This is a genomic window from Methylobacterium sp. HMF5984 (genome assembly GCF_045033435.1).
GTDB lineage: Bacteria > Pseudomonadota > Alphaproteobacteria > Rhizobiales > Beijerinckiaceae > Methylobacterium.
The window spans coordinates 1,216,471-1,239,277 of sequence record NZ_JBJFLN010000001.1 but is presented as its reverse complement, the minus strand read 5'-3'; the positions used below and the strand labels follow the sequence as shown (position 1 = coordinate 1,239,277).

The window sequence follows — 22,807 nt, the reverse complement described above, 5'->3', positions numbered from 1 at the left end:
TCAATCAGCCCGGTCCAAAGCCAGCCGGTCAGGCCACGGCGAGATCGGCTTGCCGCTTCGTCCAACACTTCCCAGCCGATAGTCCTTGTAAGCGATCACATCCTCTGCCGTGATGCGGGTCGCGTCGTCGTGCTTTAGGAAGGCCACGAAGCCGCGCATGGTGTTCGTGTACGACTCGCGGGTCGAGGCGGACTTGCCTGTCTTCTCGGCCTCCACCCACCACCCCTCCACCAAGCCGGTCAGCGTCACGCGTGCCGCCTTGCCCAGGATCGGTGCCACTTCCCTCTGCGGTGTCGGGGCGGGCGGTGCGGACGGCTGCGCTGCCGGTGCTCGTATCGGTGCCGGGGCCGGCGGTAGGTCATACCCGTCAGGTATCTCGCCACGGGCCATGCGCTGCAGCGTCAGGCTCGCGCGCTGCACGGCTGCGCCGACTGCCCGAGCAAGCTTCCTGCGACCGTCCTCGTCGACGAGAAGGCCACGGTCCTGCAACTCACGGTCTGCGCCTTCGTAGCACCACTGCTCCAGACCCATCAGCCGCCCGAGGTCCGGGACATCGCAGACCATGCCTACGGCCGACTTCAAGGCGTCGAGCGGCGGGCGGGTGAAGACGCGGGCACCCACATCGACCGGCCAGAAGGTCTGCGCAGTCGGCTCGTCGGCATGCCGGGTCAGCCACGCATCATGCATAGTGACCGCGATCTCGCGTGCTTCACGTTCGCTCAGCGTTTGCGGTCCCTTCCGCAACGTCGCCCAGCGGGCTTCGAGCTTCACCAGCTCCTCGGCCATCAGGCGCTTGGCCTCGGCCGGGTCCTTTGTCTTCAGGCTAACGGTGACTTCACGACTGCCAACGACTGCAACAAGGTCGGCGGGCACGCGCCGACGCAGGCGGTACGTCTGCGAGCCGGAACGGAGCTGGGGTCGAGGCATCGATAGGACCACGTGTGTACCTCAAACGTGTACCACGCGAGGCCAGCTAACTACATGATCTATCAGAACTTATTTGCGGATCAGTGGCTTAGCCAGCTGATGGTGCCCAGGAAAGAAGTGAAATAACGCAACGATTTCAAGCTCGATAAAGCAAGGTGCGGGATATTTGCCCCTATTGTTGCGAAAAGGCTTTTACGGGTGCGTCCCGCACCATTTGGCCGGCGATTGCGGCGCCCTCCCCTTCCTGTGGCGCACGGCCGGCTCTACGTTCGCCCCATGGCAGACCCGACGACCGGCGACCTCATCAAGGCCAAGACGATCGCCTCCGACGAGGTGAACGCCGCGGTCGACGTGTTCGTGCAAATTGCAACAGTTAGTACAGCTTGGGCGCAACAAAACTTAAAAATTATGGAAAAAGCTCATGTTCGACGAATGCAAACTTTCTAATTTTCAAGAGAGATCAAGTAAGCATTTTTCATCATATGGAGAAATATTTATTCCTGCAAGCGATCTTACAACACAACTAGTGATTAAAGATGTGGAGGCCCAAGGTAAAGCAATCATAAAAGATACTTTAAGTAAACTTAATATTGGGCATTTGATTTCTTTCGGTGTTATCTCCGCTCCTTCCATGAGGGCGTTTGCTTCCCGGAATGATGAAGGTTACCTAATAGGACTGCATGCAGGATCAATATTTTATCTTTATAATTTATCCAGAGCAATGCTTTCGTGCAGTAGAATATTTCCCTTCCTTGGTGCTGGAGATGAAAGCGTTGAGTTCGATCTCGATTATAGAACTACCGCCATCTATGCGCCCATTAATTCATTTGCTGATCTGCAAAATACAACCAGAACCTCTGTCGGATATCGGCTTTTTCATCAGATGGTATTTTGGCTCGTATCGCACGAGCTCTCCCATATCATGCACGGTCACGTCGATTTTTGCAGATCTATCGGAACATTAAGTGTCATCAGCGATCCTGACGCCCCATACGCTGACGAAGCCACGGTACTTCGAAACCATGCGTTTGAAATTATGGCCGATGGATCAGCTACCATCCACTCGACAAGTTATACTTCGAATAATGTTAACTTCCAGAATGCTTGGGTTGACCAAATTAAGCGTTTTGAAGAGGTGTTGCCGGCAATATTAAATATCTTTTCGGTGGCGGCGCTGCTACGCGCATTTTCTCCGAGATCTGACGTTAAACTCCCGGCATATACGCACCCCTCGGCTAACGTAAGATTTGCTGCGGTTGCGTCCATGCACCAGCTGATGATGAGTAGGCTCAAAATCCCGTTGACTGAGGCTAAATCATTGCTGTTTTCAGGCCCAATAGATATGTGTAATTTTGGGTTCGCCCATTGCGGAGGAAAAGTGGACGAGCTGGGCGATTGGATGACCAGCGCCGAGGTTGAAGCCGAGAGGTTTAGACTGAAGGAAAAAGCTGATTCTATGGTCAACCAAGATCTCAGGCAATTTGCCCTCTACCCTATTGATGCTCGTGATGCTTGACTCATCTGTTATCGAGATAAGGGCTGGAAAGATCTATGTTGGTCTTATCGCGCCTAAAACTCGGCGAGTTTTGGCTGTGAAAGATGGGTATGTGCATTACGACGTACCGGGAACAATATCGGCGTTTCCAGATTTTTGTTTAATAGGCGAATTCCAGGATTGGTGCAAAGGCACAATCAACGATTAGTTAGTGCGTCGGGTAAGGTAGCTAGTCACCCGGCGAGGAGAAATAAGCTCGCTAAGGCCTTCAATATGAGCCCTGACGACGAACGCTGGACGGTCTACGACATCGCGACCGGCGAGCCGGCGCGCGTCAACAGCGTGCCGCAGACCGGCCTCGACATGGAAGTGGCCGACGACCTCGTGGACCTGCTGACCCTCCTCGCCCGGCAGAAGAACGAGAGCGCCGGGCATTGAGCGAGGCGCTTCGTTTCGCCCTGCCGCTGCGCATTATGGCGACCGCGGAATCGGTGCAGGTCGTCGACCGGGCCGGGCGGGTGATCTTCTACGTCTACGTGTGCGCCGAGCCCGAGCGCCGGATGAACACCAAGCGCTTGTCGCCCGAGGAAGGCATCGCGGTCGCCCAGATCGCCGCGCGGGCTCTGACTGACCGGGTCGAGCGTGGCGAATGACCGAGCCGTCCGCGGGCGTGCTCTCGAAGCTCTGCGTGCCGCCGCGATGAACCCCCTCGGCCTGCGCCTCTCTGCGCACCCGAAGTCGATGCGCGCGCTGGTCGTGCTCGGCTACATCGATGTCCGGCCGGCGCAGTACCCCGGGCGCCGGCGGGACGAGCAGGCCTGGTTCCTCAGCGACAGTGGGCACGAGCTGCTGAAGGTTCTCGGCCCGGGATAGGCCGGCGGCCGACAGCCGCGTTGCGCCGCCCCGCCCGCACCCCTATCCCCGCCGGCCCACATCCGGTGAGACCCATGGCATCACCCGCACCGATTCGACCCGTGCCTTCCGACGTCCAAGCATGGCGCGATGCCCTCGAGGCGATGAAGCCCACGGTGCCACCCTGTCCGGGTTTCTCGGCGCAGCGCTGGCAGGAGATGCGCGAGGCGGCGATCGACTTTCTCGACCGGTTCGGGGAGGAGGCCATCGCGCACGGCTGGACGGCCACGGACCTGTTCGGTGTGCACCCGACCGTCGGCGTCGTCCGCGTCGACTACTGCGGTGGCCTGATGATCAACGCCCGCCGCGTCGAGGCGATCGGCGACACCTGGATCCGGTACGGGAACCAGACCTTCCGGCGGGATCGGCCGGGGCGGCCTGTCGGCGTACCGGTTTGGGAGGCCGCGCGGTAGACGGCGCCTCGAAGCCAAGACCTGATTTCGACACGACGCGCCTCGGCGTGATAGCACCGGCTGAATGCCGCGGCGTCAATGTTTCTTTGTTGAATTGCAGCCAACCTGAAGTCGACCTACCTTCCGCGCCGGGAGCGATTCGCCGCCTCGTCGAGAAGGCCTGAAGGATCAAACCGATGACGGACCACGATCAGGTCAATCGGCCGACAGACCCATCTCTCTCCAAACAGATCGAACGATCGGAAGAGATTGCAGATGCCGTCAGGAAAAACGTCGAGCGCGCCGGAGACATTCGACGAGACGCAGACGAGCGAAGAAAGAGATTACGAGGAGCACTCCGGGGCCCTTCCAAGCAATTCCGTCTATGATTTTTTATACCAAGATGTTCGCCGGGTAGGATCGTTCCTAGCCCAATTTCAGAAATATGGACCCCGCACAAACGTAAAAGCAATAGAGAGCGTTGGCAGCGCGCAAACGGTAAAGGGTGCGGCGCTGGGCACCCTAGGGCTTCCAGCCGTAATGGGTCTTTCGGCAGCCCTCGACACCTCCACGACTGACGATACTAAGGATGTCGAGGAACACACATTTGATCCGCTGTGGTCCAATGCTCGACTGCTGTTAGATTATCTTGCCTCTGGAAATCACATTAGCAGAAACGCCTGGAATGCAAATTTAGGAAGCTTTGTTCAAATCACTGGTAGTATATTGATATGCGATCTCCAGAACATAAAGACAATTCTAAGCAATCCTATATTGAAAAGAGAAATATCTGATGAGTGGCTTAAATCAAACGGCGCCAAGAAGGGAAGCCCTGAGGCCAAAAACCATCAGCGTGGTCTCGAATTGATGCAATCTATGCCACCCGCAATACAAATGCATGTACTTTCTACGGAAAACGATATAAACGTGAATGCTTGGGCAACAATATCTCACGAGTCTCTTACGACTACTCCTACAGATCTAATGCTGAAGCATGGTATTGTCTTGCGTGGATTATGGACGGTAATAGGAATTTTGGATGCATTCCCGGATATGAAGATACCAACCGAGGAAGACCCCAACCCTCAATCGTTCGATGAAATCGCGATACCAACTTTCGAAAAAGACTTCGCAAGAGCCGCAGCAGAGTTTGGCGGAATGGCGCGTGAACTTATCGGCCGGCCAAGAAACATGTTTGGCGTTACACCAATTTTAATATTTCGCGAGGTTACGCAGGCCACTTAAGCCGACTGAAAGATTTGTCATCGACGAAAAAGCCCGCCGCGGCGGCTACCGGGCGGGCTGAGGTGATGTCAGGGCCAGAGGAACCCCTTCGATGGCCGGGACGTAGCGCGGGCTGGTGAACGGAGAACGAAAGAGCCCCGCGCGGCGGATGCCGGCGGGGCTGAGGTATCTTTGGGAGGAGGTGGCCGGCATAGGCCATCAAGCTCCTCGCGTCATCCGTTGGGCGGGGTGTCTCCGAGCATCCCTGCGTTGCGCAGGACGGACGTGACAACGATGCCGAGGATCAGGCCACCGAGGGCTGCCATCCAGAGATGGCCGGACGTGAAGGCGCCTTCGGGGCAGGACTTCATGCCGGCGGCGCCCCCGGCACGACGAGGTAGCCGGTGCTGAACCAGTCGCCGATGTAGGGGCGGGCTCGATCAATGATCGGCCGGATGTCGGGACGGGTCGCCATCAGGACGGCGACGGCGAACACGGCCAGCCCGATGCCGATGCCGAGCGCGATGCGGTTCCGTCGCGGCACCGTGCCGTCGACCGCGCCGGGGGCTGCTACGTGCAGCACCGAGGCGACCATGGACAGCATCACGATCGGGGACACGACTTCGGCCGTCAGCAGCCATTCCGGCGCCTGCGCGAGCCGGTAGGCCAGCGAGTAGAGGTTCTGGCACCAGTGCGAGAGGAAACTGAGCCAGATCCCGACGATGAGGAAGTCGGATCGTTTCGGCTCCGGCTTGCGAAAGGCGGCCCATGCGTCGCGTCCGTAGACGTAGAGGACAGCCGAATAGAAGCCCGTCGCGAGGATGCGGGTCGCCAGAATCATATCAGCATTCGGCACGAATGCGTTGATCGACTGGTAGCCCACGAAGAGAACGATGGCGGAGAGGTAGATGGTGCCCCGGATGCGCTCGGGCCGTTCGTCGTTGTAAATCATCTCGCCTCAGTGCCTGCGCTGGGCGCGGTGTTCTGCGCTCTCGTCCATTCGGGTCAGCATCTCGTCGACGAGGTCGCGGACCTCGCTCGTTCGGAGGGGGCGCTCGCGCATGGCGCGAGACGCGATCTGCGTGCGCCGGCGCTCGATCACGGCCGCGCCGCGGGTCTTCTTCGCCGAGGCCGCGGTCTGATCGCCCTCCCGCTGCAGGCTGACCTGCGCCTCGATATTGACCGCGGCCGCCGCGTCGAGCCGGCGCATCTGCTCGGTGGCCGCGTAGGGGAATCCGAACCACGCCATCATGCGCCTCCACATCAGGGGCGCCCCCGGTCGTTCCGGTCGCGATTCCTTTGGTCGTCGCGATCGCGGAGCCGCTGCAACTCGTTGGCGACCGCCTGCATGGCGCTCGCGGTGTTGCCGAATCCGTGCTGGACCTTCTCGACCAGCAGGGCGATGTGCCCGCTGTGCTCGCCCACGGCCTTGCCGCTGGCGTCGATCAGGTGCCGGAGCTCGGACAGGGCACCCTGGACGCTGGTCGAGGCAGACGTCGCCGCGTTCAACCCCAGGATGACCCGTTCGATGTACCCGGTGCTGAGCGCCTGGTTGTCCCGATAGAGCTTGGCGATCACCAGCATCAGGATCGCGCACAGCCCCCAGGGACCGTAGTCCTTCAGGATGCCGGCGATTTCGACCCCGGTCATGCGTCAGCGACGCCCGGCGCCGGGCAGCAGGGCTGTGATCTGGTTGTCCTTGATCTGCGACGACCGGGACGAGCCGAGCCAGAAGGCGATCGCGGTGCCGAGCGCGAGGTTCGCCGCGCCATAGGCTTGGCTAAGGAGCTGATAGACGCGCTCCGGGATCTCGGCCTGCACGAAGTAGAGCGCGATCGTGAGCGTGATCCAGGCGGTGAAGATGAGCAGGGTCACGATCGCCGGCATGTTCTGGACCCACGAATGGGTCTGGACGAGGCCGAGCTGCATCGTGCGCGCGTTGGCGACATCGGCGAGGTAGTCGGCCTGGACCTTGGCGTCGGCCTCGATGCCGGCGAGCTTCGCCTGCGCCACGACCGGGTCGGCGGCGACGGCCTGCGTGATCGCCTCGGGGGTGGCCGGCACACCGAGCGCTGCGCCGATCGCTGCCGCCGCACCGCGTCCGACGGCGCCACCGATACCGCTACCGAGGGGCCCGCCGGCGATCCCGCCGATCAGCGACCCGAGCGAGGGAAGCCCCGCCTGCGCGAGTTGCCCCGCGGCCTGCATCCATCCGTCCATTACGCGATCCTTTCAAACCAGAGGAGAAGCCCGAACCAGATCAGCTTGCAGACGACGTGCAGCGCCTGGTCGGTGTTGTAGGAAAGGCGGCCGGCGCACTTGGTGTGGTCGATCGCGGTGTGCGCGGCGAACTCGCACCCGGCGAGCACCCACGATCCAGTCGCGAGCTTCACGGCACCGGCATGGATGGCCGCGTGCGACCGCAGCGCACCGGGCCATATCGCTTCGCCCGGCACGAGGCTGAGCGTCTGGTTCTTGGCTTTGCTGAGCCAGTCGCCCTGCAGCGGGTAGTCGGCCAGCGCGTGCCCGACGAGCATCCAGAGAAGCGGATCCACGCTCACGCCGCTTTCTTCGAGAACAGGGACTTCAGCCATGCGCCGAGGCCGCCGGTCTGGACGGTGGCGGGCTTCGGGGCGGCGCTCTGCGGCGCGGCCGCGGGCGGCCGGGCAGGCATGGCCGGAGGCGGGAGCGGCTTGGTCTCGACGGCGATCGTCGGCACCGACGCGGCCACGCCGCCCGGCACATGCCCAGCCGCCTTCAGCGCCGCCTGGAACGCTCGGAAGTACCCGGCAATCACCGACGCCTTGTCCTGCCCGTTGATGATGGCGCGGGCGCCGACGGGTCCAGACTTGCCGGGCCCGAAATAGTCGGAGAGCTTCCGGCCGGTGAACCAGCCTTCCTGCATGCCGAGGAACATGATCGCCGCCGCAATGTCCGGCGTCATCGCCATGTCGGGCGTCACGGTGAGGTCAAGGGACCGGTCGAGGTAGCCGCGGTTCTGCAGCTCGCCCGTGGCGCGACGATAGTTCGACCGGCCGGTGAGCTGGACGTAGCCACGCCCAGCGAACTTGGCGCCGTCGCCCGGCACCGTGTTGCCGAGGGCCTTCGCGACGTCCGGCCGGCCACCCTGCGGGTCGTACATGTGGGTGTAGTAAGCCGTCCCGCCGATCTCCTTGATCGGGAGCATGGTCCGCGCGGTCTCATGGAACGCCGTCGCGAGGCAGTAAGCCAGCGCGTCGGTGCCGAGATCGGGCGGGCACGTTTCGAGCAGCGAGCCCATCCCCGCGACCTGGCCCTGGGACAGCGCCTTCGGGAACGGATCGGAACGCACAGGGCCGTAGAAGACGGCGCGATCAAGCGCAGCGGCCATGGTCAGGTTCTCACGATGTCAGAGAGCGGTGGTGCCGTGCTAAAGGGCTGGCGGCGTTGAGACGGAGAAATGAGACCGATGCAGAACGACGAGACCCGTTCGAAACCCTGGCTCACGGCCGAGGAGATTGCCTTGGCCTGTGGCTGTCAGTCTGAGCAGGTCGAGGCCTTGGCTCGGCAGAACCACTGGCCGCGCGTGCACGGCGAGAACGGCGCGAGGTACGGGGTCGAGATGGATGTCGTTCGCCGAGCGCTTGTGGGCACACCGGCGACGGTTCATGGGAGCATCCTACCAACCTAGCGATCAGCGGCGCGGGGCCGGCGGGCAGATGCGGGCCGGCACCATCTCGATCATCACCGCCACGCAGACCGGGCGGTGGCGCGCGGCCATGGCGGCAGAGGCCAGCGCGTAACGAAGCACGAGGGCTGCGAGAGAGCGTGCCACGGGGGTTTTCAGATTGTCGAAAGGGCCGTGTCGGGCTCCAGGCGAGTTCGGAGGTGCCGGCATCGAGCGCAAAGCCATCGCCGACCGCCGTGCTCATGCGGATCGAGCCCGCGGCCCAGCGGATCGTCAGCACGAACTCGGACCCAGCGATCGGGAACGGCGTGCCGTCCTCATTCTCCAGACCCCAGATCACTGGCGGCAAATTGCTCCCGCGCCATAGATCAAAGTCGACCACGGCAGGGCCGGTGTCGGGCATGGTTATTTCCGGGTGTCAGTGGGGGGCGTGTCAGGCTCGGGCAGGCATGTTACGGGGCCAAGCGATTGAGAAGGGAGTGCTGAGAGCAATGACCGACGCGAAGGAGACGAGCCTTTTTCCCACCTCTGTGGAGCACTCGCTATGACCGATAAGAGCTGGACCGTTCTCGGCTCGTCTTATGCCCTGAAAGACAGATGGATTTCGATCAGGGCCGACGACTGTGTGACACCCTCAGGTGTGAATATCGCACCATATTATGTCTTGGAGTCCCGCGATTTTATTCACGTTCTTGCTTTAGACATCAGCGAGCGGGTTGTATTGGTGCGCCAATATCGACATGCGTTCGGCGGCATGAGCCTTGAGCTTCCAGGGGGCATTGCAGATCCGGGAGAAGGCGACGCTCTTGTGACTGCTGCTCGCGAGTTACAGGAAGAGACAGGGTTCTCTGGAGGTAATTTCGAGCAGGTGGCGACCCTCAGCCCGGATCCAGCGCGCTACGGCAATCGAGTTCACCTCGTGCGGGCAAAAGGGGTCCTACCTGGCACGGATAATCAAGAGCCGTCGGAAGACATCGAAGTCGTGCTTGTCCCGAGAGAGGAAGCAATTCGGCTCGCGCAAACCGGAGGCATCGCGAACGCGGTGCATGTGGGCCTTCTTCTGATGGGGCTCGCGCGGCCCTAGAGCGTATGAGCAGAGGCGCACAACCTAGCTGGTACCAGCATCAAAAGGAGGAGCCAGGTGGTGCGACGAGCGGGCTAGGACGCGGGCAACGTCGCGAGCCGCTGCTCGATGGCAACCAATCGGCCGCCATGAAGCGCTGACTGCCACCGTTGAAGGGCGGCCTCGAAGACGGCACACTGATCGTAGCGGAGCACGAGGCGCGTTTCCGGGGCGCCGGTCGCATCAAGTACCGGAACCTCGACCTCCTCGACTACGTCCACGTCTTCCATCTCGGGGACGAGATAGGTGGCTTGGACACGCATCGGAGCCGGAGCATCGCCCCCCACGATCTCGGCGCCGGATCGGCTTTGGACACCGTCGCCGTCCGCATAGATGTGCTGGATCGGAGACGCAGACTCGCTCGACGGCGTCTCAATCATCACCGGGGCGCCGCTCTCGTCGAAGAGCGGAAGCTCGCGCATGACTGGGACCTCGGCAGCATGCTCGACGACCTGCTGAACGGCTCGCCCATCCTGAACCACCACCTCGACTCTTGCTTCGGTGATTGTCTGCATTTTGGGGCGCCGCGCCGTGCTCGTGACCTTCTGCTCCTTAGTGGTCAGGACATCTGAGCCAACGACGCCATAGGCGAACGCCACGAGCCCATGCGCCGCGAAAGCCTCGATCACATCCTGCGCGATGTAGCCGGCGTGCAGGCGCGCGGACGCCTCGCCTTTGTCGGCGATTGCCGCGAGGTACTGGAAAATGCACGGCTTCACGTCCGCCCAAGCCCTGATCTCGGCCTCGGTGAGTTCCCCGCGCCGCTTCTTGAACCGGATGTCGGAACTGACGATCGGGTTGTTGGCCAGGAACAGGTTGTTGATCCGAGCGCTCGCGCCGCCGATGTTGAAGGCCGCGTCCGTCGCCGGAAGGAACTCGTTCGTCGTGCTCATGTACCAGTTGCGAGCATTATTGACGTAGAACGCGAGGCGCTGGTTGCCGACCGATCTCAGGCTGGCCTCATCCCCGGCAGAGTAGAGCTGCGCGGTGGCACCTCCATCTCGGGCGACGGTCGCGGTGGCGTCGGAACCAGTCGTCTTGACGTCCAAGTTGACCAGGAAGGCACTGAGCAGGCGGTTGTTACCGCCGCCCAGCACCTGCGTTCCTGATGCGTTCGGTACGAGGTTGCCGGACGTGTCGAACGTCCAGCGGGTGACTCCGTTGGGGGCGATGGCAACCGGGAATGCTCCGATCGATCGCAGAAGCGCGGCCCCAGCCGACGCGTAAAGTTGAGCGCTAGCGCCATCGGTCCGGACGGCCTGGACGAAGGTGTCGACGCCGATCGCGTTGGCGGAGACCGTTCCCTTGAAGGTGCCACGCCCCGTCACGCTGTCTGCGATGATCTGCAGGCCGTCGTTCACGTTGGTCTTGATCAGACCGACATCCGGGCTGGCCGACATGCCGTCGACGAGAATGTCCCGCCCGCCGCCGGGGTTGTCGGCGCAATAGTCGACCAGCACGTTGGTGCCGCCGAGGAAGCGGATGTTCTTGGCGTTCGGGTCATCGCAGACGATACCGATCCCGCCGACCTCCAGGTCCACGCCGATGAAGTTGCTGCTGTACGTGTAGCTGCCGGCGAAGTGGATCAGGCGCCCGGCGTTGCCGCCCGAGCCGTAGAAGTTCGTGAAGGGGCAGCGACGGATGCGCCAAGCCGTGGTCGAGGGGGAAATGCCGTTTCCGGAGGCGGGCCTGCCGGAGCAGTTGGCGATGCAGGTGATGTGGCTGTCGTAGCAGACGTTGGTCTCGAACGCGCACGCCGCAGCATCCGTGCTGGCGTTGTTTGCAACGAACGGGCCGTAGTAGCAGGAATTGTGCGCGTCGGAGTAATCTTCCTTGCCGATCTGGAAGACGATGCCAGGTGTGTTCCCGCGAACCGCGAAATTGCCCACTGCACCGTAGAACATATCGACACCAGCCGGGGCGCCAATGCCGCTGCTGTAGATGTAGAGGTTGGGCCCGGGGACATTCGCATCGAACGCGATGGCGGCGAGATGATAGCCTGCTCCCGTCAGAGCCGGCGGCGTCTGGGTTCGAGCGCCATAGTCCCACGCCACCTGCGACGCGCAGCGATAGGTGCCGGACAGGAGGTCGCCCTTCCGTCCGAGCGTCATCATCACCGTCCAGAGGTCGCGCAGCGCCTGAGCGTCATCCTGCACGCCGTCGCCGTAGGCCCCGAGGTGGTAGGTCGTCACGACGTCGTCAGCGCCCTCCCACCAGGCGCCATCCTTCGACTGCACCCGGAAGGGGTGCGCAGGCTGACCGGAAGCGCGGACGTAGGTCGCTGCTCCCTTGCCGTTGTAGCGGTAGCCGAGCGTCGTGATGCGACCAACGAAAGAGGGGACGTTCGCAGCCTGGATCGCGGCGTAGCTGGTGAAGCCGACCGTGATCGGCGCCGCCGCGTTCTGCTCCAGCACCGTCAGACGAGCTGCAGCCTGTGCGCTCTCGAGTTGTGCGACGCGTGCGGTGAAGGCCGAAAAATCCGGGGATAGGACGTTGGCATTCGACGTGTCCTGCCAGTTGATCACCAGCACGTCGGTCGTCGCGGTCCCGCCGAACTGCTGAACGTAGGCCCGGACGTAGCAAGCGTTGGCCGGTGCGGCGATGGCGATGCCGGCGGCTTCCTCCCGGGCCACGAAGGAATCGCTGATGTCGATCAGGCCGTCCGCCACCTTGAGCGCAGTGAGATCTCTCACCACCGAGAAGGCATTCGCCCCACTCAGCGGCTGGCCCACCTGGTCGAACCACGCCAGCGCGCATCGAACGGTGTCGTTCGAGGGATCGGAGGTGTTCACGAGGCGGCGCACGACGAACCGGGGCAGATACATCCGTCCCGGTTCCACGGCGCAGACCCCACGCTGCGCCACCACCCCGGCCCCGACGAGGCGAGCCGAGGCACCGTCGGGGCCGAAGGCCAGGGCGGTATCCGGAAGGGCCGGAAGCGCACTGGCCGCGCCGCCGGCAAGCGACTGCGTGAAAGAGCGCGGCCCGTTCCCAGGCCTCGTAGCGGGCAAGACGTCCTGACCACGCAGCGCGGCAGCCGCCGTTGCCTGAGCGGTCGCCTGGGCCCCAGCGGCAAGCTGCTGCGCCTGAGCGGTCGAGGCTGCCTGCCCATCGACCGCATCCAGGCCGGCATTGATCTTCCCGCGCGCAGCGGCGCCCGCGTCTTGCGACGTGAGTTTGGATAGGGCCATTCGGTCCTCGGAAGGCTGGAAGGGCGCGCCGAGGCGCTAGAACTTCTCGACGAGGTCGAGGGTCACGGTGCCGAGGCGGGAAAGCTGAAGCTCCATCGCGCCGGTGTCGTCAGTGGCGAGGCCCATGGTGCCGAGGGGCCGGCCGAACTCGATGGGGGTGCCCACTGGATAGTCGGCCCGCAGCCAGGGGCGGAAAGCGATGCCGACCGCGCCGGCTCCCGCCTGCAGCGTGTCAGGGTCGACCGGGTCGGCGGTGGTGAGCGCCGTGATCAGGTGCAGCCGGTTGCCGATCGAGAACATCATGCCCGGCTCGAGGAAGCCGCCGCGGTTGCGCTGGATCGTTATCGACGTGGCGTTCATCGCCGCCGCAGCGCCAACCTGGAAGTCGAGCCGGGATGAGGTGTCGGGGTTCGTCGCCCACGCCGGATCGAGCGCGGCATCCTTCGCGCCCTGGCCGTAGGTGATCTTGCCCCCTGTGTCGGGGTCCACGAACCACGGGGCCCGGGTGACCTCGAAGGGGCCGACGAAGACCGAACCGGCCCGACCGTCGAAGCCGGCGAGCAGCGCCCGCATCGCCAGCACGCGGGCCCGCGTCATGCAGGGGATCGTCAGCGTCGCGGTGTTGTAGCCCGACGGGCCGACGACGACCTGCTCCTGGTTCGTCAGCCCGCGGCCGCCGCCACGCGATGCGCCCTTGTTCGGATTCCAGTTCTCGGACGACGGGACGAGGATGGACGGCCAGGCGAGCGGCATCAGGTCACCGTAGCCATCATCGGCCCGACCGGCGCGGAGGCCGCCCCGGAGCCGTTCAGGCCCTCGATCCAGTAGTAGTAGGGCCCCGGCGCGAGCCCGCTGTCGGTGTCCTCGCCGGCTTGGTTAGGGCCGCCGGCTACGGTGTCGATCCTGATCGCGTTGGCGAACGTCGCGGTGGTGCCGCGGAACTCGCGCGTGGCCGCGTAGTTCGGCGAGCCCGAATTGGTCCAGGCCAGCATGACACGACCGGCGCCGCCGTTCGCCACGAAGCCCGAGGGCTGGTCTGGGGCGGTCGGGTCGGCCACTGCCGTGATCGGGTCCGGATCCGCGCTGACGTAGTCCGAGACCAGCGCTTGCCCGTAGGTCGTCACCGCGCCCTGCGCCTCGTACTGCGCGCCGTCGATCAGCACCTGCGACAGCAGCGAGAACGGGTCGTCGGTGTCCTGCACCATCGTGGCGTAGCCGTCGTCGCCGGCCATGCGGTAGCGCCCGATCAGCGAGAGGTCGGCGCGCGCCGGCGCGGTGGCCGTCATGCGCAGGAAGGTCGCCGAGGTGGTGCCGTTCACCGCGCGCCGCTCGATGGTCACGACGAGGTTCGCCGGGGGCGCCGGCGCCGCCACCGTAGCGTTCGTGTTCGGGAGCGCAGGCGGCGTGCCTTCCTCGGTCTGCGGATCGAAGCTGTAGGCGGCCGGATCCAGGCTCTGCAGGTCCAGCGTCACAGTCCCGCCCGATACGTTCGCGACCGCGCGCGCCACGAGGAAGGTGAGGCCGGTGAACATCGGGTACGTGTCGGACTGAAAGCGGATCGCCTCCTCGAATAGCGCCGCGGCGGCCGACAGCTTGAACACCCCGGTGATCTTGAAGGCTGGGTTGCCCTTGGCGGTGTGGATCTTGGCAAGGCGCCGGACCTGGTTGAAGCTCTGCACCCACGGCCGAGAAAAATCGTCCTCGAGCAGTTCGCCGGAGTCGGCCTGGGCTGATGCGTCGTTCCAGGCCTGCCCCTCGACCTGCTGGTAGTCGTGCGCGGGCGAGACGTAGGTGATCTTGAGCCGGTTGAACGCGGCGAGCTTCGATCCGCCGGCCTCGATCTGCAGCGAGATCACGTCGGCGTCCGTCAGGGTGACGGTGGGGACCGGCGCCTTGCCACCGGTGATGCCGATGGTGCCATCCTGCTCCAGCGTCAGCGCGCCGTCGCAGGCGGCCAGCATCTGCGTGAGCACGTCGGTCGGATCGTCGGTGAGCTGATAGGTGCCGCCGAGGTAGTACCGGGGGAACTGCGTCCCATCCTTAGCCAAAATCGCCTCGGCGCAGTCGCCGCCGAATGCGTCGAACTTCGCCTCATTGATCAGGGCGACCGGGACGCGCAGGCCCCATTGCTGGTGCGTGAGGAAGTCCCGGATGCACGGAGCCGCGATATCGGTCCACTTCCACGTCGCCGGGTCCGCGGTCTGCGAAGGATCGGCGTGAGTCCATACCTTTGAGGCGCGGGCCGTCACCCGGAGCGTCGGAAACGAGCCCTTCGGGAAGAATTTCTTGAACTTCGCCTCGGCGGGCGCGGTCGACTTCACCGCGCTGTAGACGCAGCCGTTCAGGAAGTGGGAGGCGTCCCAACCGGTCGAGGGCAGCAGCACCGGCGAGGCGGCCTGCGATGCCAGCCCGAGGTGGCTCTCGATGCCGACGTAGTTCCGCCAGGGCACCGACGTGACGATCCCACCGAGCGAACCTGCGACAAGGTTCGTCTTCAGGTCGTCGCACCACCACTCCTCAATCGCGTCCCATGGCCCCTCACCGTGGTAGAGGCCGTAGAAGAACGCGCCGCCGAGCGCCTTGTACTGGACGTAGGCGCCACCGAGCTTCACGCGCCCGTAGGAGCGCTGCCTGGGCGGCACGGGCTGCCGGGACTGGAACTGCTGCGCCGCGACCTTCTGCGGGTCTGACAGAGCACTGGCCGCGAAGCTAAGGGCGACGCCGCCGAGCAGCACCGCGCCGCCGCCGACGACCGATGTGGCGAGCGCGGCCGAAATGCCGAAGGTGGCACCGACTTCGACCGCCGTGGTGCTCGCAGCAGCGAAGATAGCGCCAGCGAGAACCTCAGCCACGCGCGAGGCTCCAAGCGCAGAAGGCCGGCATGTCGTCGTGTGTGAGCCCGCGCGGCGCCTTGCCGACCCACGCGCCCGGCACGCGGATCGCCGCGACGATCGCGCCATCGCCGCCACGGACCACGCCGACATCGCCGACGGCCGGCGTGCGGGTCTCGTTGAAGCCGGCAAGCGCCATGTGCACCCTCCACATCGTCAGGAAGTCGCCCCAGGCCCGGATCAGCCGGAGCGCGCCGGTGGCGTTCGTGTAGGTGCCGCGCAGATCCGCGGCCGGGTCGATGCCGGTGCGGGCCAGGATCCAGTCGGCAACGAAGAAACAGCAGTCCGCGTGCGGCCGGGCGAAGGGCTCGCCCATGGCCTTTCGCAGGTGCGCCACGAGATCGGGCGGCATCAGGAGTAGGCGGGCCAGTTCTCGGTCGCCTGGACCAGCCGGGCCATCTCGCTGCAACCGGCGTCGCCCGGGTAGAGCGCCTGCTGCGTCGAGTCCGAGAGGTAGGCCAGCGCCGGCCGGCGGCGGCGGTAGAGCAGCGTCACCGTCGAGACCGTGACCGTGGACTGACTCGCCTGCGTCGCGATCTGCGGGCGGTCCATTAGGCCCGTCCAGAGCGAGAACGGCATGTCGACCACCTGCGAGGTATCGGCGTCGAAATACTGCTCGAAGATCCGGACCCCGCGGCCCTTCACCTCGTGCGATCCAGCCAGCGCCCGAGCCGCGACCACCGGATCGACGCCCGACATCGTCAGCGTCGGCGTCTGGCTCGACACCAGCGCACGGTCGATGTCCGAGACCGACCCGAGTTGCCCGACGCCCTGCCACACGATGCGGGGCGCCGAGTAGGGGTTGGCCGCGAATGGGTCGAGCGTCGCCAGCGGGCCCGGACCGTTCCACACCAGCATCGGGCCGGACGTAAAGTCGAGGCGGACGCAGATCGCCAGCTTCAGCGCGGCTTGCCGCTGGATCGCGGCGACGAGGGCTGGGTAGCTCATCAGCCGAACCGACGGCGAGCCACCTCGGCGCGGGCATGCACGGTGCGGTCGCGCTCAGCGTTGTTCGCCGCGATGGCATCCATCAGGACTCGACGGGCCTCGCTCTCGGTGAGGTGGCTGCCTTCGACAGCCTGGTAGCGATAGCCGCCCCACGGCTCGACGCGACCATAGCCGCGCGCTCGTTGCGGTATCGGTGTTAGAGCAGCAGCCACGCCCGCCCCCAATGCCGCATGCGCAGCCGCCAGCATTCCGAAAAGACCTCTCCGGCTCGTCGTCATGGCGGTGTCCCGATCTGGAGATTGGCGGCGCTCAGAATTGCCGCGAGGATGCCGGTGATTCGACCTGGGAGGCGGGCTTGGCGAAAGACGTACGCATCACGTTCCGAGAGGGCGTGACGGCCCGGTTCCTCAAGCTGCGCCGCCTTTTCGTTCTGAATGGTCAGGACGAAGATGGAGCCGAGGCAACGGTGCGCGTGCCGATCTCGGCGGTCGAAGCCATCTTGGACGCTGCTGTGGAAGCCAAAGTCGAAGAAGCAGCCATGGGCACATCGACCGTCGCTGCCACGGGCATGATCGTACCCCAGAGGATCAGCTTCATGGTCACCCCTGCAGCGGGGGTGAGCCTGACCTGACCGGTATTTTGGACCGAGCCAATTGAGAGGCTACTGCATGGTGGCGGCCATGGGTAGCCGGAAGGCCAGACCCGGGTAGCTGACGGGCGCGGGCGGCCGATAGCCCAGCGACGAATGCGGTCGAACGCGGTTGTAGGTGGTTTGCCAGAGACCGATCACGATCTGCGCCTCCTTCAGCGAGTAGAAGATCTCCTGGCGTAGGCACTCGTCGCGCAGCTTGCCGTTAAAGCTCTCGCAGTAGCCATTCTCCCACGGGGATCCTGGCGCGATGTACTGGATCTGTGAGCCAGCTTTGGCGACCCATTTGCGCAACGCCTTGGAGATCATCTCTGGGCCATTGTCGCAGCGAATGTGCTCCGGGATGCCGTGCAGGCACATCGCGTCGGCCAGCGCCTCGATCACGCCGACGCTGTTGATGCGCCGCGCCACCTTCAGCGCGAGGCAGGCACGGCTGTGCTCGTCAATCAGCGTTAGGATGCGCAGAGAGCGCCCATCGTGCGTCTGGGCTTGCACGAAGTCGAAGCTCCAGACGTGATTGCGATGAAGCGGTCGTAGCCGCACGCAGGAGCCGTCGTTCAGCCACAAGCGGCTGCGGGGTCTATGTCGGCTGGGGACCTTCAGCCCCTCGCGACGCCAGATGCGCTGAACCCGGTCTTTGCCTACCTGCCAGCCGGCTGCCTGTAGCAGCGCGGTGACTCGGCGGTAGCCGTAGCGTCCGTACTCGGACGCCAGGGCGATCATGGCCTGGGTCAGTGCATCCTCGTCGGCCAGCACGGTAGGCACGTAGCGTTGCGTGCCGCGGTGCTGACCGACGATCCGGCAGGCGTGACGTTCCGAGAGGCCGTACTTCTCGCGGATGCCGTTCACCGCCTGCCTGCGTCGCTCGGGGGCTACAAGTTTCCCGAGGCGACGTCCGCCAGCACCTGCTTCTCTAGAGAAAGGTCGGCGACGAGCCGGCGCAGACGAGCGTTCTCGCGCTCCAGATCCTTCATCTTCCTGGCTTGATCGACCTGAAGGCCGCCGTACTCCTTGCGCCAGCGGTAGTAACTCTGCTCGGAGATCTCCGCCTCCCTGCATGCAAGGGCCAAACTCTTGCCCTGGGCCGTCTGCACCTCAATCTGACGCAGCTTGAGCACGACCTGCTCCGCGTTCGTCTTCTGGCCTCGCCGCATGTCCAACTCCTTTGGTCCTGGCTGATCCTCTCAATCAGCCCGGTCCAAAGCCAGCCGGTCAGGCCACTAGCGCTGCCTCGCACCTACGCGATGGGCTTCCCGAACGCGAACTGCCTCAGGACCGGCTGCGTGAAGGCCCAGGCCCCCGGCTACTGGTCGCTGTTCCGCGAGCACTTCCCGGCCGAGTTCGATGCGACGGCCGCCCAGGCGCGCGACCTCGGCGTCAGGCTCGCGAAGCTCCACGGCGAGCGCGTCTTCATAGACGAGATCCCTGCCGGCTTTCCAACAACCGACGCCATCGTGCCGGCCTGCGATTTCCTCTGCGCAATCGCCGAGCAGGGTTTGGAGGTCTGACGCCATGATAGGGTCTATAATAATATCCGTTATTGGGTACGGCGCATCGATCTTCCTCCTAGCTCTTGCGATATATGGATTTACGCAAGTTGTGAGAAAGCCTTCTGAAAATGACATCCTTACCGGATTGAGCGCGATAGCTATTCTACTCTTCGTCGCGCTTATTTGTGCTTGGCTTACTCGCCTTATGAACGGAGGCCTGCTGTGACTGCCCAGACCCAGACCCAGACGGCCGAGGCCGGGGACGTGACGACGCTGCGGGAGGCGGCCGAAATGGCGGCTCTGTACCTGCGCACCGGTTTCATCAATTGCGAACGGTGCGGGCATGAGCAGCCGACAGTGCATACCGACGCGCAATATGCCCTTGACGCCGCCCTCGCGGCCTCCCCCGCCCCGCGCGCACCCGCAGTGCCGGAGGAGGTGCGTGCCCTGCTCGAAAAGATCGTCGCGCGCGACAGAACTTGGTTGCTCAGGGAGCGGGTTCAGTCCGAGGATGTCATCGTTGAGGATAATGGAAAGCACTACAAGGTGCTCGTCCTCAACGAGTTCGGACTACTCGCCCACGCCGCTCTCCGCACCCTCGCCGCCGCACCTGCGGCCCCGCCTGCCGATGGCGGGACGGTGGGGCTGCCCGACATGACGACGTGGGCCAAGCTCACTGTGCCCGAGTGCGATCACATGATGCGGATCATCGGCGCTCTAGACGATCTCGGCGAGAGCTATTGGGAAGGTGCTCGGGAGGCGTCTGGGACGGGTGAGAAGAACTACGAGCACCGCGATATGCACGCCAACAACATCCTCACGCATGCGGCCAACGCTTTCAAAGACATGCTTCGCGAACTTGGACCGAAAGACTATTTCCCGAAGCGTGTCCCCAGCAGCCCCTACCTGCTGACTGCCGCGCGCGACCATATCCGGGGCCTTGAGAAGCGGCTTGCTTATCTGGAGGCCGAAGCCGCCCTCTCGTCCCGCACCCCGGCCGGAGCCGCGGGCGATCCGGGTGGGTATGTCACGGCCGAAGCTGCCGAGAAGGAGGCGAACGAGAGCTACGAGATCGGCAAGCGCGATGGCTACGAGGCCGGTGTCTCGGACGCTGCGCTGCGCGTTGGCCTGGATGGCGAGTATCGATGCTCGCCGGCTCCCGAGCGTCACTGTCCAGACGTGGCGACGATGCTGGCGCAGATCAGCGAACGCGTGGAAGAACTGGAGGCCACCCGACCCGCCTCCCCAGCGCCGGCCGCATCGGCGAAGCAGACCGGCGATGTCCACACGGGCAGCATCAGCAACGCGAGTTTTGAATACGTAGCGCCAGCCGTATCGGCGGAGCAGTGCCCGACATGCGAAGAACCGGGCGCATGTCCAGACCTTGGCTGCGCCAAGGGGTACGATCGCAACGCCCACAACGCCGAGCCGACGATTGAGCCTGTCGTTGACGAAGCCGCCCTCGCGCCCGCCGCCCAGGTCAATCCGGGACGGGATCTACCCGATGACATACGGGTGCCGCTACACGAGTTGCAGGCCGACGCCGACTACCTGTTCGGTCGGGTTGCGGCTGATGGTTCTTGCGCAGGCGTCATGGCCGCTTCGGTCAAGGTTAAGCTCAAGGCTCTGGAAGAAGCCATCCTCGCCGCCCGGCCCGTTGGCGAGGGTGATGCGGGCTGGCAGCCGATCGAGACGGCGCCGAAGGATGGAACCGAAGTGCCCTGCTTGGCGCCTGAGTACGACGGCCCGGTGATGCTCAAGTTCTACAAGCACAATGGCTTGGAGGCTTGGCGCGACTGGGATCAGGACATCTACGAACCGACGCGCTGGTTCAAGCTCCCCGCCGCCCGCCCGACCCCCTCTCCGGCCAAAGGAGGGAACTGAGCATGAGCGAGCCCGATACTCACACGATGCAAAACCGCAGCTATAAATACAGGCTTCGCCCCAGTCGCTCGCAGGCGATGATGTTTGACGAAATGCTGCGGGACTTCTGCGATCTATATAATGCCGCGCTTCAGCAGCGCATTGAGGCTTATCGGCGCCGGGGCATTAGTCTGCATTTTGCGGCGCAATCTAACGAGATCAAAGCCTGCCGCATGGACGACCCTAGCGGTATTGGTCGGTGGTCGTTCACGGCTGCAGTGCAAGTGCTACGACGGCTGGATCAAACTTACACCGCGTTTTTCAAGCGCGGCCACGGATTCCCGCGTTTCCGCGCCTCGGCCCGCTATCACGCCGCGACGTTCCGTGTTGGCGACGGCTTCACCCTTAAGAAAGACCGTCGGGTCGGCGTTGTCGGCGTGCCGGGCGGGATCAAGGTGCGTTGGCACCGCGACTTGCCTCCGGGAGCAAAACTCGGAACTGCGATCCTCACGCGCCAGAACGGCAAGTGGTTCGTGATTTTGTCTGTCAAGACCGAGTTCGCAGAAACTTGCGGTACGGGCTCGGTCGGTATCGACCTCGGCTTGAACGCGCTCATCGCCACGAGCGATGGCGACACCGTTGAGGCCCCGCGGTTCGCCCGTAAGGGCCAGGCGGCGCAACGTCGCCGTCAGAGGGCGCTTGCCCGCTGTAAGATCGGCTCAAAGCGCCGCCTGAAGGCTAAGGTCCGTCTCGCTGCGGGCTCGGCCAAAATCGCGAACCAGCGCCGCGATTTTGCGCACAAGCTCTCGCGATCCCTCGTGAGCCGCTACGGTACGATTGCCTTCGAAGACCTCAACATGGCCGGGCTCAAGCGTGGGATGCTCGCCCGGTCCGTTCACGACGCCGCGTGGAGCCAACTCGTTCAGTTCACGACCTATAAGGCTGAAAGCGCCAATGGGTCCGTTGTCCTGGTCGATCCTCGCGGCACCTCTCAAACCTGCCCCTTGTGCGGGATGATCAAAGCCAAGACGCTCAGAACCCGAACCCACGCCTGCGAGTGCGGCGCGGTTCTGGATCGAGACGTTGCGGCTGCGATGATCGTGCATCAGCGGGCATTCGGGCCGGGACACGGCCTTCGGTCGCTAAGCCAGCGGAATGCCGCACAGCTTGACCGAGAAGCCGCCTGCTTCAGCGGGCGGAGTTGTCACACCCCAACGCGCCGTCTGAGAGGGGGTCAAGAACATGGATAGGCTTACGCTCGTCGAAGCCGTGACGCTCACCGTCGAAGCGACGAGGGTCGCCGGAATGCTCCCGTCTGAGCAGGCCGACCTCATAACCGCCCGGCACCTCGCTCCCCTCCTCGACCGCATCACCGCCGCCGAGGCCCGCGCGGAGGAGGCGGAGAAGCGTGGATCACGCGATTTCTGGCAGTCCGAAGCGAGAGGCATGAAGGCCGAAGCCGATCTGATCGACTTGGCTCGCATGTACGGCGAGGCGTGCCGCGACCTGATGGGCGAAGCCTACGGACATCGCTTGTTCGCCCTGCACTATGGTGACGCTTGCGAAGCGCTTCTCGCCGCCACCGCCGACCGCGATCGGCTCGCCGATGAGGTGGCGCGGCTTTCGGCCGAACTCGCTTCTGCCCGATCCACCGGTACGGATCGGTCCGAGGCGGAGGCGAACTGGCAACCCATATCCACTGCGCCAAGCGATGGCCGACCGATCATCATCGCTCGACGCGGCGCGAAGGAGCCCGAAGTCGTCCCGGCCGATGGCGAGTGGTGGCGGTCAACGGTTTGCTGGGGACTGGACCAGAGGCCTCAGCTTTGGTGCGAGCTTCCCACCATTCCGGCCCAGGCCGCAGGAGGCGACCCCTCCCCTCCGCCCGCTCGGGGACGGGAGGATGCTGATGGGTAGGCGTCCAGCCAACGTCACGCAGGCCGACATTGCTCGGGCGATCAGAGCTGCGCAAGCGGCTGGCCTGCCCGTCATGCGAATCATCGTGCGCTCTGACGGTGTCTCGGTCGAGACCGTC

General features: G+C 64.1%; 28 protein-coding genes. 13 read left to right on the top strand and 15 right to left on the bottom strand.

The features are described 5' to 3' along the window. Complete coding sequence (locus ACFZ8E_RS05835) at positions 1-927, bottom strand: DUF6538 domain-containing protein (protein WP_405042297.1); 927 nt, start codon at positions 925-927, stop codon at positions 1-3. A gap of 276 nt (positions 928-1,203) precedes the next feature. Here ACFZ8E_RS05835 and ACFZ8E_RS05830 point away from each other — a divergent pair, with 276 nt between their 5' ends. The 7 genes from ACFZ8E_RS05830 (at position 1,204) to ACFZ8E_RS05800 (ending at position 4,971) form a co-directional block, all read left to right on the top strand. Continuing rightward, complete coding sequence (locus tag ACFZ8E_RS05830; RefSeq protein WP_405042296.1) at positions 1,204-1,374, top strand: hypothetical protein; 171 nt, start codon at positions 1,204-1,206, stop codon at positions 1,372-1,374. Next, entirely contained in the window at positions 1,349-2,443 is a 1,095-nt protein-coding gene (locus tag ACFZ8E_RS05825; protein ID WP_405042295.1) for a hypothetical protein, read from the top strand. The genes ACFZ8E_RS05830 and ACFZ8E_RS05825 overlap by 26 nt, the downstream gene beginning before the upstream one ends. Before the next feature lie 252 nt (positions 2,444-2,695). Continuing rightward, complete coding sequence (locus ACFZ8E_RS05820; RefSeq protein WP_405042294.1) at positions 2,696-2,860, top strand: hypothetical protein; 165 nt, start codon at positions 2,696-2,698, stop codon at positions 2,858-2,860. After that, positions 2,857-3,075 (top strand): hypothetical protein, encoded by a 219-nt coding sequence (locus ACFZ8E_RS05815; RefSeq protein ID WP_405042293.1) that lies wholly within the window; start codon positions 2,857-2,859, stop codon positions 3,073-3,075. The genes ACFZ8E_RS05820 and ACFZ8E_RS05815 overlap by 4 nt, the downstream gene beginning before the upstream one ends. Positions 3,076-3,121: 46 nt before the next feature. Beyond that, positions 3,122-3,295 (top strand): hypothetical protein, encoded by a 174-nt coding sequence (locus ACFZ8E_RS05810; protein ID WP_405042292.1) that lies wholly within the window; start codon positions 3,122-3,124, stop codon positions 3,293-3,295. A 143-nt stretch (positions 3,296-3,438) separates the two neighbouring features. After that, complete coding sequence (locus ACFZ8E_RS05805; protein ID WP_405042291.1) at positions 3,439-3,747, top strand: hypothetical protein; 309 nt, start codon at positions 3,439-3,441, stop codon at positions 3,745-3,747. Between the two features lie 255 nt (positions 3,748-4,002). Next, the gene (locus ACFZ8E_RS05800; protein WP_405042289.1) at positions 4,003-4,971 is read left to right on the top strand and encodes a hypothetical protein; all 969 of its coding nucleotides are present in this window, start codon (positions 4,003-4,005) and stop codon (positions 4,969-4,971) included. 346 nt (positions 4,972-5,317) lie between these two features. Here ACFZ8E_RS05800 and ACFZ8E_RS05795 read toward each other — a convergent pair whose 3' ends face one another. The 7 genes from ACFZ8E_RS05795 to ACFZ8E_RS05765 form a co-directional block, all read right to left on the bottom strand. After that, a complete protein-coding gene (locus ACFZ8E_RS05795; RefSeq protein ID WP_405042288.1) occupies positions 5,318-5,902 on the bottom strand; it encodes a hypothetical protein in 585 nt (194 codons plus the stop codon). Positions 5,903-5,908: 6 nt separating this feature from the next. After that, the gene (locus ACFZ8E_RS05790; protein ID WP_405042287.1) at positions 5,909-6,199 is read right to left on the bottom strand and encodes a hypothetical protein; all 291 of its coding nucleotides are present in this window, start codon (positions 6,197-6,199) and stop codon (positions 5,909-5,911) included. Positions 6,200-6,213: 14 nt separating this feature from the next. Then, on the bottom strand, positions 6,214-6,600 hold the full coding sequence (locus ACFZ8E_RS05785) for a hypothetical protein (RefSeq protein ID WP_405042286.1): 387 nt from the start codon (positions 6,598-6,600) through the stop codon (positions 6,214-6,216). A 3-nt stretch (positions 6,601-6,603) separates the two neighbouring features. Continuing rightward, positions 6,604-7,170, bottom strand: coding sequence for a hypothetical protein (locus tag ACFZ8E_RS05780; protein ID WP_405042285.1), 567 nt, complete (start codon positions 7,168-7,170; stop codon positions 6,604-6,606). After that, positions 7,170-7,511 carry a DUF3307 domain-containing protein gene (locus tag ACFZ8E_RS05775; protein WP_405042284.1) on the bottom strand — a complete coding sequence of 114 codons (342 nt, stop codon included), beginning with the start codon at positions 7,509-7,511 and terminating at the stop codon, positions 7,170-7,172. The genes ACFZ8E_RS05780 and ACFZ8E_RS05775 overlap by 1 nt, the downstream gene beginning before the upstream one ends. Further along, positions 7,508-8,320, bottom strand: coding sequence for a hypothetical protein (locus tag ACFZ8E_RS05770; RefSeq protein ID WP_405042283.1), 813 nt, complete (start codon positions 8,318-8,320; stop codon positions 7,508-7,510). The genes ACFZ8E_RS05775 and ACFZ8E_RS05770 overlap by 4 nt, the downstream gene beginning before the upstream one ends. A 303-nt stretch (positions 8,321-8,623) precedes the next feature. After that, positions 8,624-8,764 (bottom strand): hypothetical protein, encoded by a 141-nt coding sequence (locus ACFZ8E_RS05765; protein WP_405042282.1) that lies wholly within the window; start codon positions 8,762-8,764, stop codon positions 8,624-8,626. Positions 8,765-9,161: 397 nt separating this feature from the next. Here ACFZ8E_RS05765 and ACFZ8E_RS05760 point away from each other — a divergent pair, with 397 nt between their 5' ends. Next, complete coding sequence (locus ACFZ8E_RS05760) at positions 9,162-9,701, top strand: NUDIX hydrolase (RefSeq protein WP_405042281.1); 540 nt, start codon at positions 9,162-9,164, stop codon at positions 9,699-9,701. Between the two features lie 74 nt (positions 9,702-9,775). On the opposite strand, the gene ACFZ8E_RS05755 is transcribed toward ACFZ8E_RS05760, so the two are convergent. Genes ACFZ8E_RS05755 through ACFZ8E_RS05730 form a run of 6 tightly spaced genes read right to left on the bottom strand, consistent with a single transcriptional unit; the run spans position 9,776 to position 17,048 of the window. Next, positions 9,776-12,931: a tail fiber domain-containing protein gene (locus ACFZ8E_RS05755; protein WP_405042280.1), complete on the bottom strand. Its 3,156-nt coding sequence runs from the start codon at positions 12,929-12,931 to the stop codon at positions 9,776-9,778. A 36-nt stretch (positions 12,932-12,967) separates the two neighbouring features. After that, the gene (locus ACFZ8E_RS05750; protein ID WP_405042279.1) at positions 12,968-13,684 is read right to left on the bottom strand and encodes a hypothetical protein; all 717 of its coding nucleotides are present in this window, start codon (positions 13,682-13,684) and stop codon (positions 12,968-12,970) included. Beyond that, positions 13,684-15,783, bottom strand: coding sequence for a hypothetical protein (locus ACFZ8E_RS05745; RefSeq protein WP_405042278.1), 2,100 nt, complete (start codon positions 15,781-15,783; stop codon positions 13,684-13,686). Before ACFZ8E_RS05745 ends, ACFZ8E_RS05750 begins: the two co-directional genes overlap by 1 nt. After that, a complete protein-coding gene (locus ACFZ8E_RS05740) occupies positions 15,776-16,174 on the bottom strand; it encodes a DUF6950 family protein (RefSeq protein ID WP_405042277.1) in 399 nt (132 codons plus the stop codon). Before ACFZ8E_RS05740 ends, ACFZ8E_RS05745 begins: the two co-directional genes overlap by 8 nt. Further along, positions 16,174-16,770 carry a hypothetical protein gene (locus tag ACFZ8E_RS05735; RefSeq protein WP_405042276.1) on the bottom strand — a complete coding sequence of 199 codons (597 nt, stop codon included), beginning with the start codon at positions 16,768-16,770 and terminating at the stop codon, positions 16,174-16,176. The genes ACFZ8E_RS05740 and ACFZ8E_RS05735 overlap by 1 nt, the downstream gene beginning before the upstream one ends. Continuing rightward, the gene (locus ACFZ8E_RS05730) at positions 16,770-17,048 is read right to left on the bottom strand and encodes a hypothetical protein (protein WP_405042275.1); all 279 of its coding nucleotides are present in this window, start codon (positions 17,046-17,048) and stop codon (positions 16,770-16,772) included. Before ACFZ8E_RS05730 ends, ACFZ8E_RS05735 begins: the two co-directional genes overlap by 1 nt. A gap of 77 nt (positions 17,049-17,125) precedes the next feature. Between ACFZ8E_RS05730 and ACFZ8E_RS05725 the strand changes: the two genes are divergently transcribed. Then, positions 17,126-17,401 carry a hypothetical protein gene (locus ACFZ8E_RS05725; protein ID WP_405042274.1) on the top strand — a complete coding sequence of 92 codons (276 nt, stop codon included), beginning with the start codon at positions 17,126-17,128 and terminating at the stop codon, positions 17,399-17,401. A 30-nt stretch (positions 17,402-17,431) separates the two neighbouring features. Here the strand turns inward: ACFZ8E_RS05725 and ACFZ8E_RS05720 are convergent. Beyond that, a protein-coding gene (locus ACFZ8E_RS05720; RefSeq protein ID WP_405042273.1) for an IS3 family transposase occupies positions 17,432-18,573 on the bottom strand; the annotation gives its coding sequence in 2 pieces (ribosomal slippage) (positions 17,432-18,306 and positions 18,306-18,573; 1,143 coding nt in all). A gap of 129 nt (positions 18,574-18,702) precedes the next feature. On the opposite strand from ACFZ8E_RS05720, the gene ACFZ8E_RS05715 reads away from it, so the two are divergent. From ACFZ8E_RS05715 to ACFZ8E_RS05700, 4 genes are all read left to right on the top strand, one after another. Beyond that, positions 18,703-18,927, top strand: a complete 225-nt coding sequence (locus ACFZ8E_RS05715) for a hypothetical protein (protein ID WP_405042272.1) — start codon at positions 18,703-18,705, stop codon at positions 18,925-18,927. Positions 18,928-19,131: 204 nt separating this feature from the next. Further along, positions 19,132-20,793, top strand: a complete 1,662-nt coding sequence (locus tag ACFZ8E_RS05710) for a hypothetical protein (RefSeq protein WP_405042271.1) — start codon at positions 19,132-19,134, stop codon at positions 20,791-20,793. Between the two features lie 2 nt (positions 20,794-20,795). Next, entirely contained in the window at positions 20,796-22,022 is a 1,227-nt protein-coding gene (locus ACFZ8E_RS05705) for an RNA-guided endonuclease InsQ/TnpB family protein (RefSeq protein WP_405042270.1), read from the top strand. A 19-nt stretch (positions 22,023-22,041) separates the two neighbouring features. Further along, the gene (locus tag ACFZ8E_RS05700) at positions 22,042-22,689 is read left to right on the top strand and encodes a hypothetical protein (RefSeq protein ID WP_405042269.1); all 648 of its coding nucleotides are present in this window, start codon (positions 22,042-22,044) and stop codon (positions 22,687-22,689) included. Positions 22,690-22,807 lie beyond the last annotated feature (118 nt).

Coding starts and splice junctions, on each gene's coding strand:
- ACFZ8E_RS05835 (WP_405042297.1), bottom strand. CDS start 927: ATGCCTCGACCCCAGCTCCGTTCCGGCTCGCAGACGTACCGCCTGCGT.
- ACFZ8E_RS05830 (WP_405042296.1), top strand. CDS start 1,204: ATGGCAGACCCGACGACCGGCGACCTCATCAAGGCCAAGACGATCGCC.
- ACFZ8E_RS05825 (WP_405042295.1), top strand. CDS start 1,349: ATGTTCGACGAATGCAAACTTTCTAATTTTCAAGAGAGATCAAGTAAG.
- ACFZ8E_RS05820 (WP_405042294.1), top strand. CDS start 2,696: ATGAGCCCTGACGACGAACGCTGGACGGTCTACGACATCGCGACCGGC.
- ACFZ8E_RS05810 (WP_405042292.1), top strand. CDS start 3,122: ATGAACCCCCTCGGCCTGCGCCTCTCTGCGCACCCGAAGTCGATGCGC.
- ACFZ8E_RS05805 (WP_405042291.1), top strand. CDS start 3,439: ATGAAGCCCACGGTGCCACCCTGTCCGGGTTTCTCGGCGCAGCGCTGG.
- ACFZ8E_RS05800 (WP_405042289.1), top strand. CDS start 4,003: ATGCCGTCAGGAAAAACGTCGAGCGCGCCGGAGACATTCGACGAGACG.
- ACFZ8E_RS05795 (WP_405042288.1), bottom strand. CDS start 5,902: ATGATTTACAACGACGAACGGCCCGAGCGCATCCGGGGCACCATCTAC.
- ACFZ8E_RS05790 (WP_405042287.1), bottom strand. CDS start 6,199: ATGGCGTGGTTCGGATTCCCCTACGCGGCCACCGAGCAGATGCGCCGG.
- ACFZ8E_RS05785 (WP_405042286.1), bottom strand. CDS start 6,600: ATGACCGGGGTCGAAATCGCCGGCATCCTGAAGGACTACGGTCCCTGG.
- ACFZ8E_RS05780 (WP_405042285.1), bottom strand. CDS start 7,170: ATGGACGGATGGATGCAGGCCGCGGGGCAACTCGCGCAGGCGGGGCTT.
- ACFZ8E_RS05770 (WP_405042283.1), bottom strand. CDS start 8,320: ATGGCCGCTGCGCTTGATCGCGCCGTCTTCTACGGCCCTGTGCGTTCC.
- ACFZ8E_RS05760 (WP_405042281.1), top strand. CDS start 9,162: ATGACCGATAAGAGCTGGACCGTTCTCGGCTCGTCTTATGCCCTGAAA.
- ACFZ8E_RS05755 (WP_405042280.1), bottom strand. CDS start 12,931: ATGGCCCTATCCAAACTCACGTCGCAAGACGCGGGCGCCGCTGCGCGC.
- ACFZ8E_RS05750 (WP_405042279.1), bottom strand. CDS start 13,684: ATGCCGCTCGCCTGGCCGTCCATCCTCGTCCCGTCGTCCGAGAACTGG.
- ACFZ8E_RS05740 (WP_405042277.1), bottom strand. CDS start 16,174: ATGCCGCCCGATCTCGTGGCGCACCTGCGAAAGGCCATGGGCGAGCCC.
- ACFZ8E_RS05735 (WP_405042276.1), bottom strand. CDS start 16,770: ATGAGCTACCCAGCCCTCGTCGCCGCGATCCAGCGGCAAGCCGCGCTG.
- ACFZ8E_RS05730 (WP_405042275.1), bottom strand. CDS start 17,048: ATGACGACGAGCCGGAGAGGTCTTTTCGGAATGCTGGCGGCTGCGCAT.
- ACFZ8E_RS05705 (WP_405042270.1), top strand. CDS start 20,796: ATGAGCGAGCCCGATACTCACACGATGCAAAACCGCAGCTATAAATAC.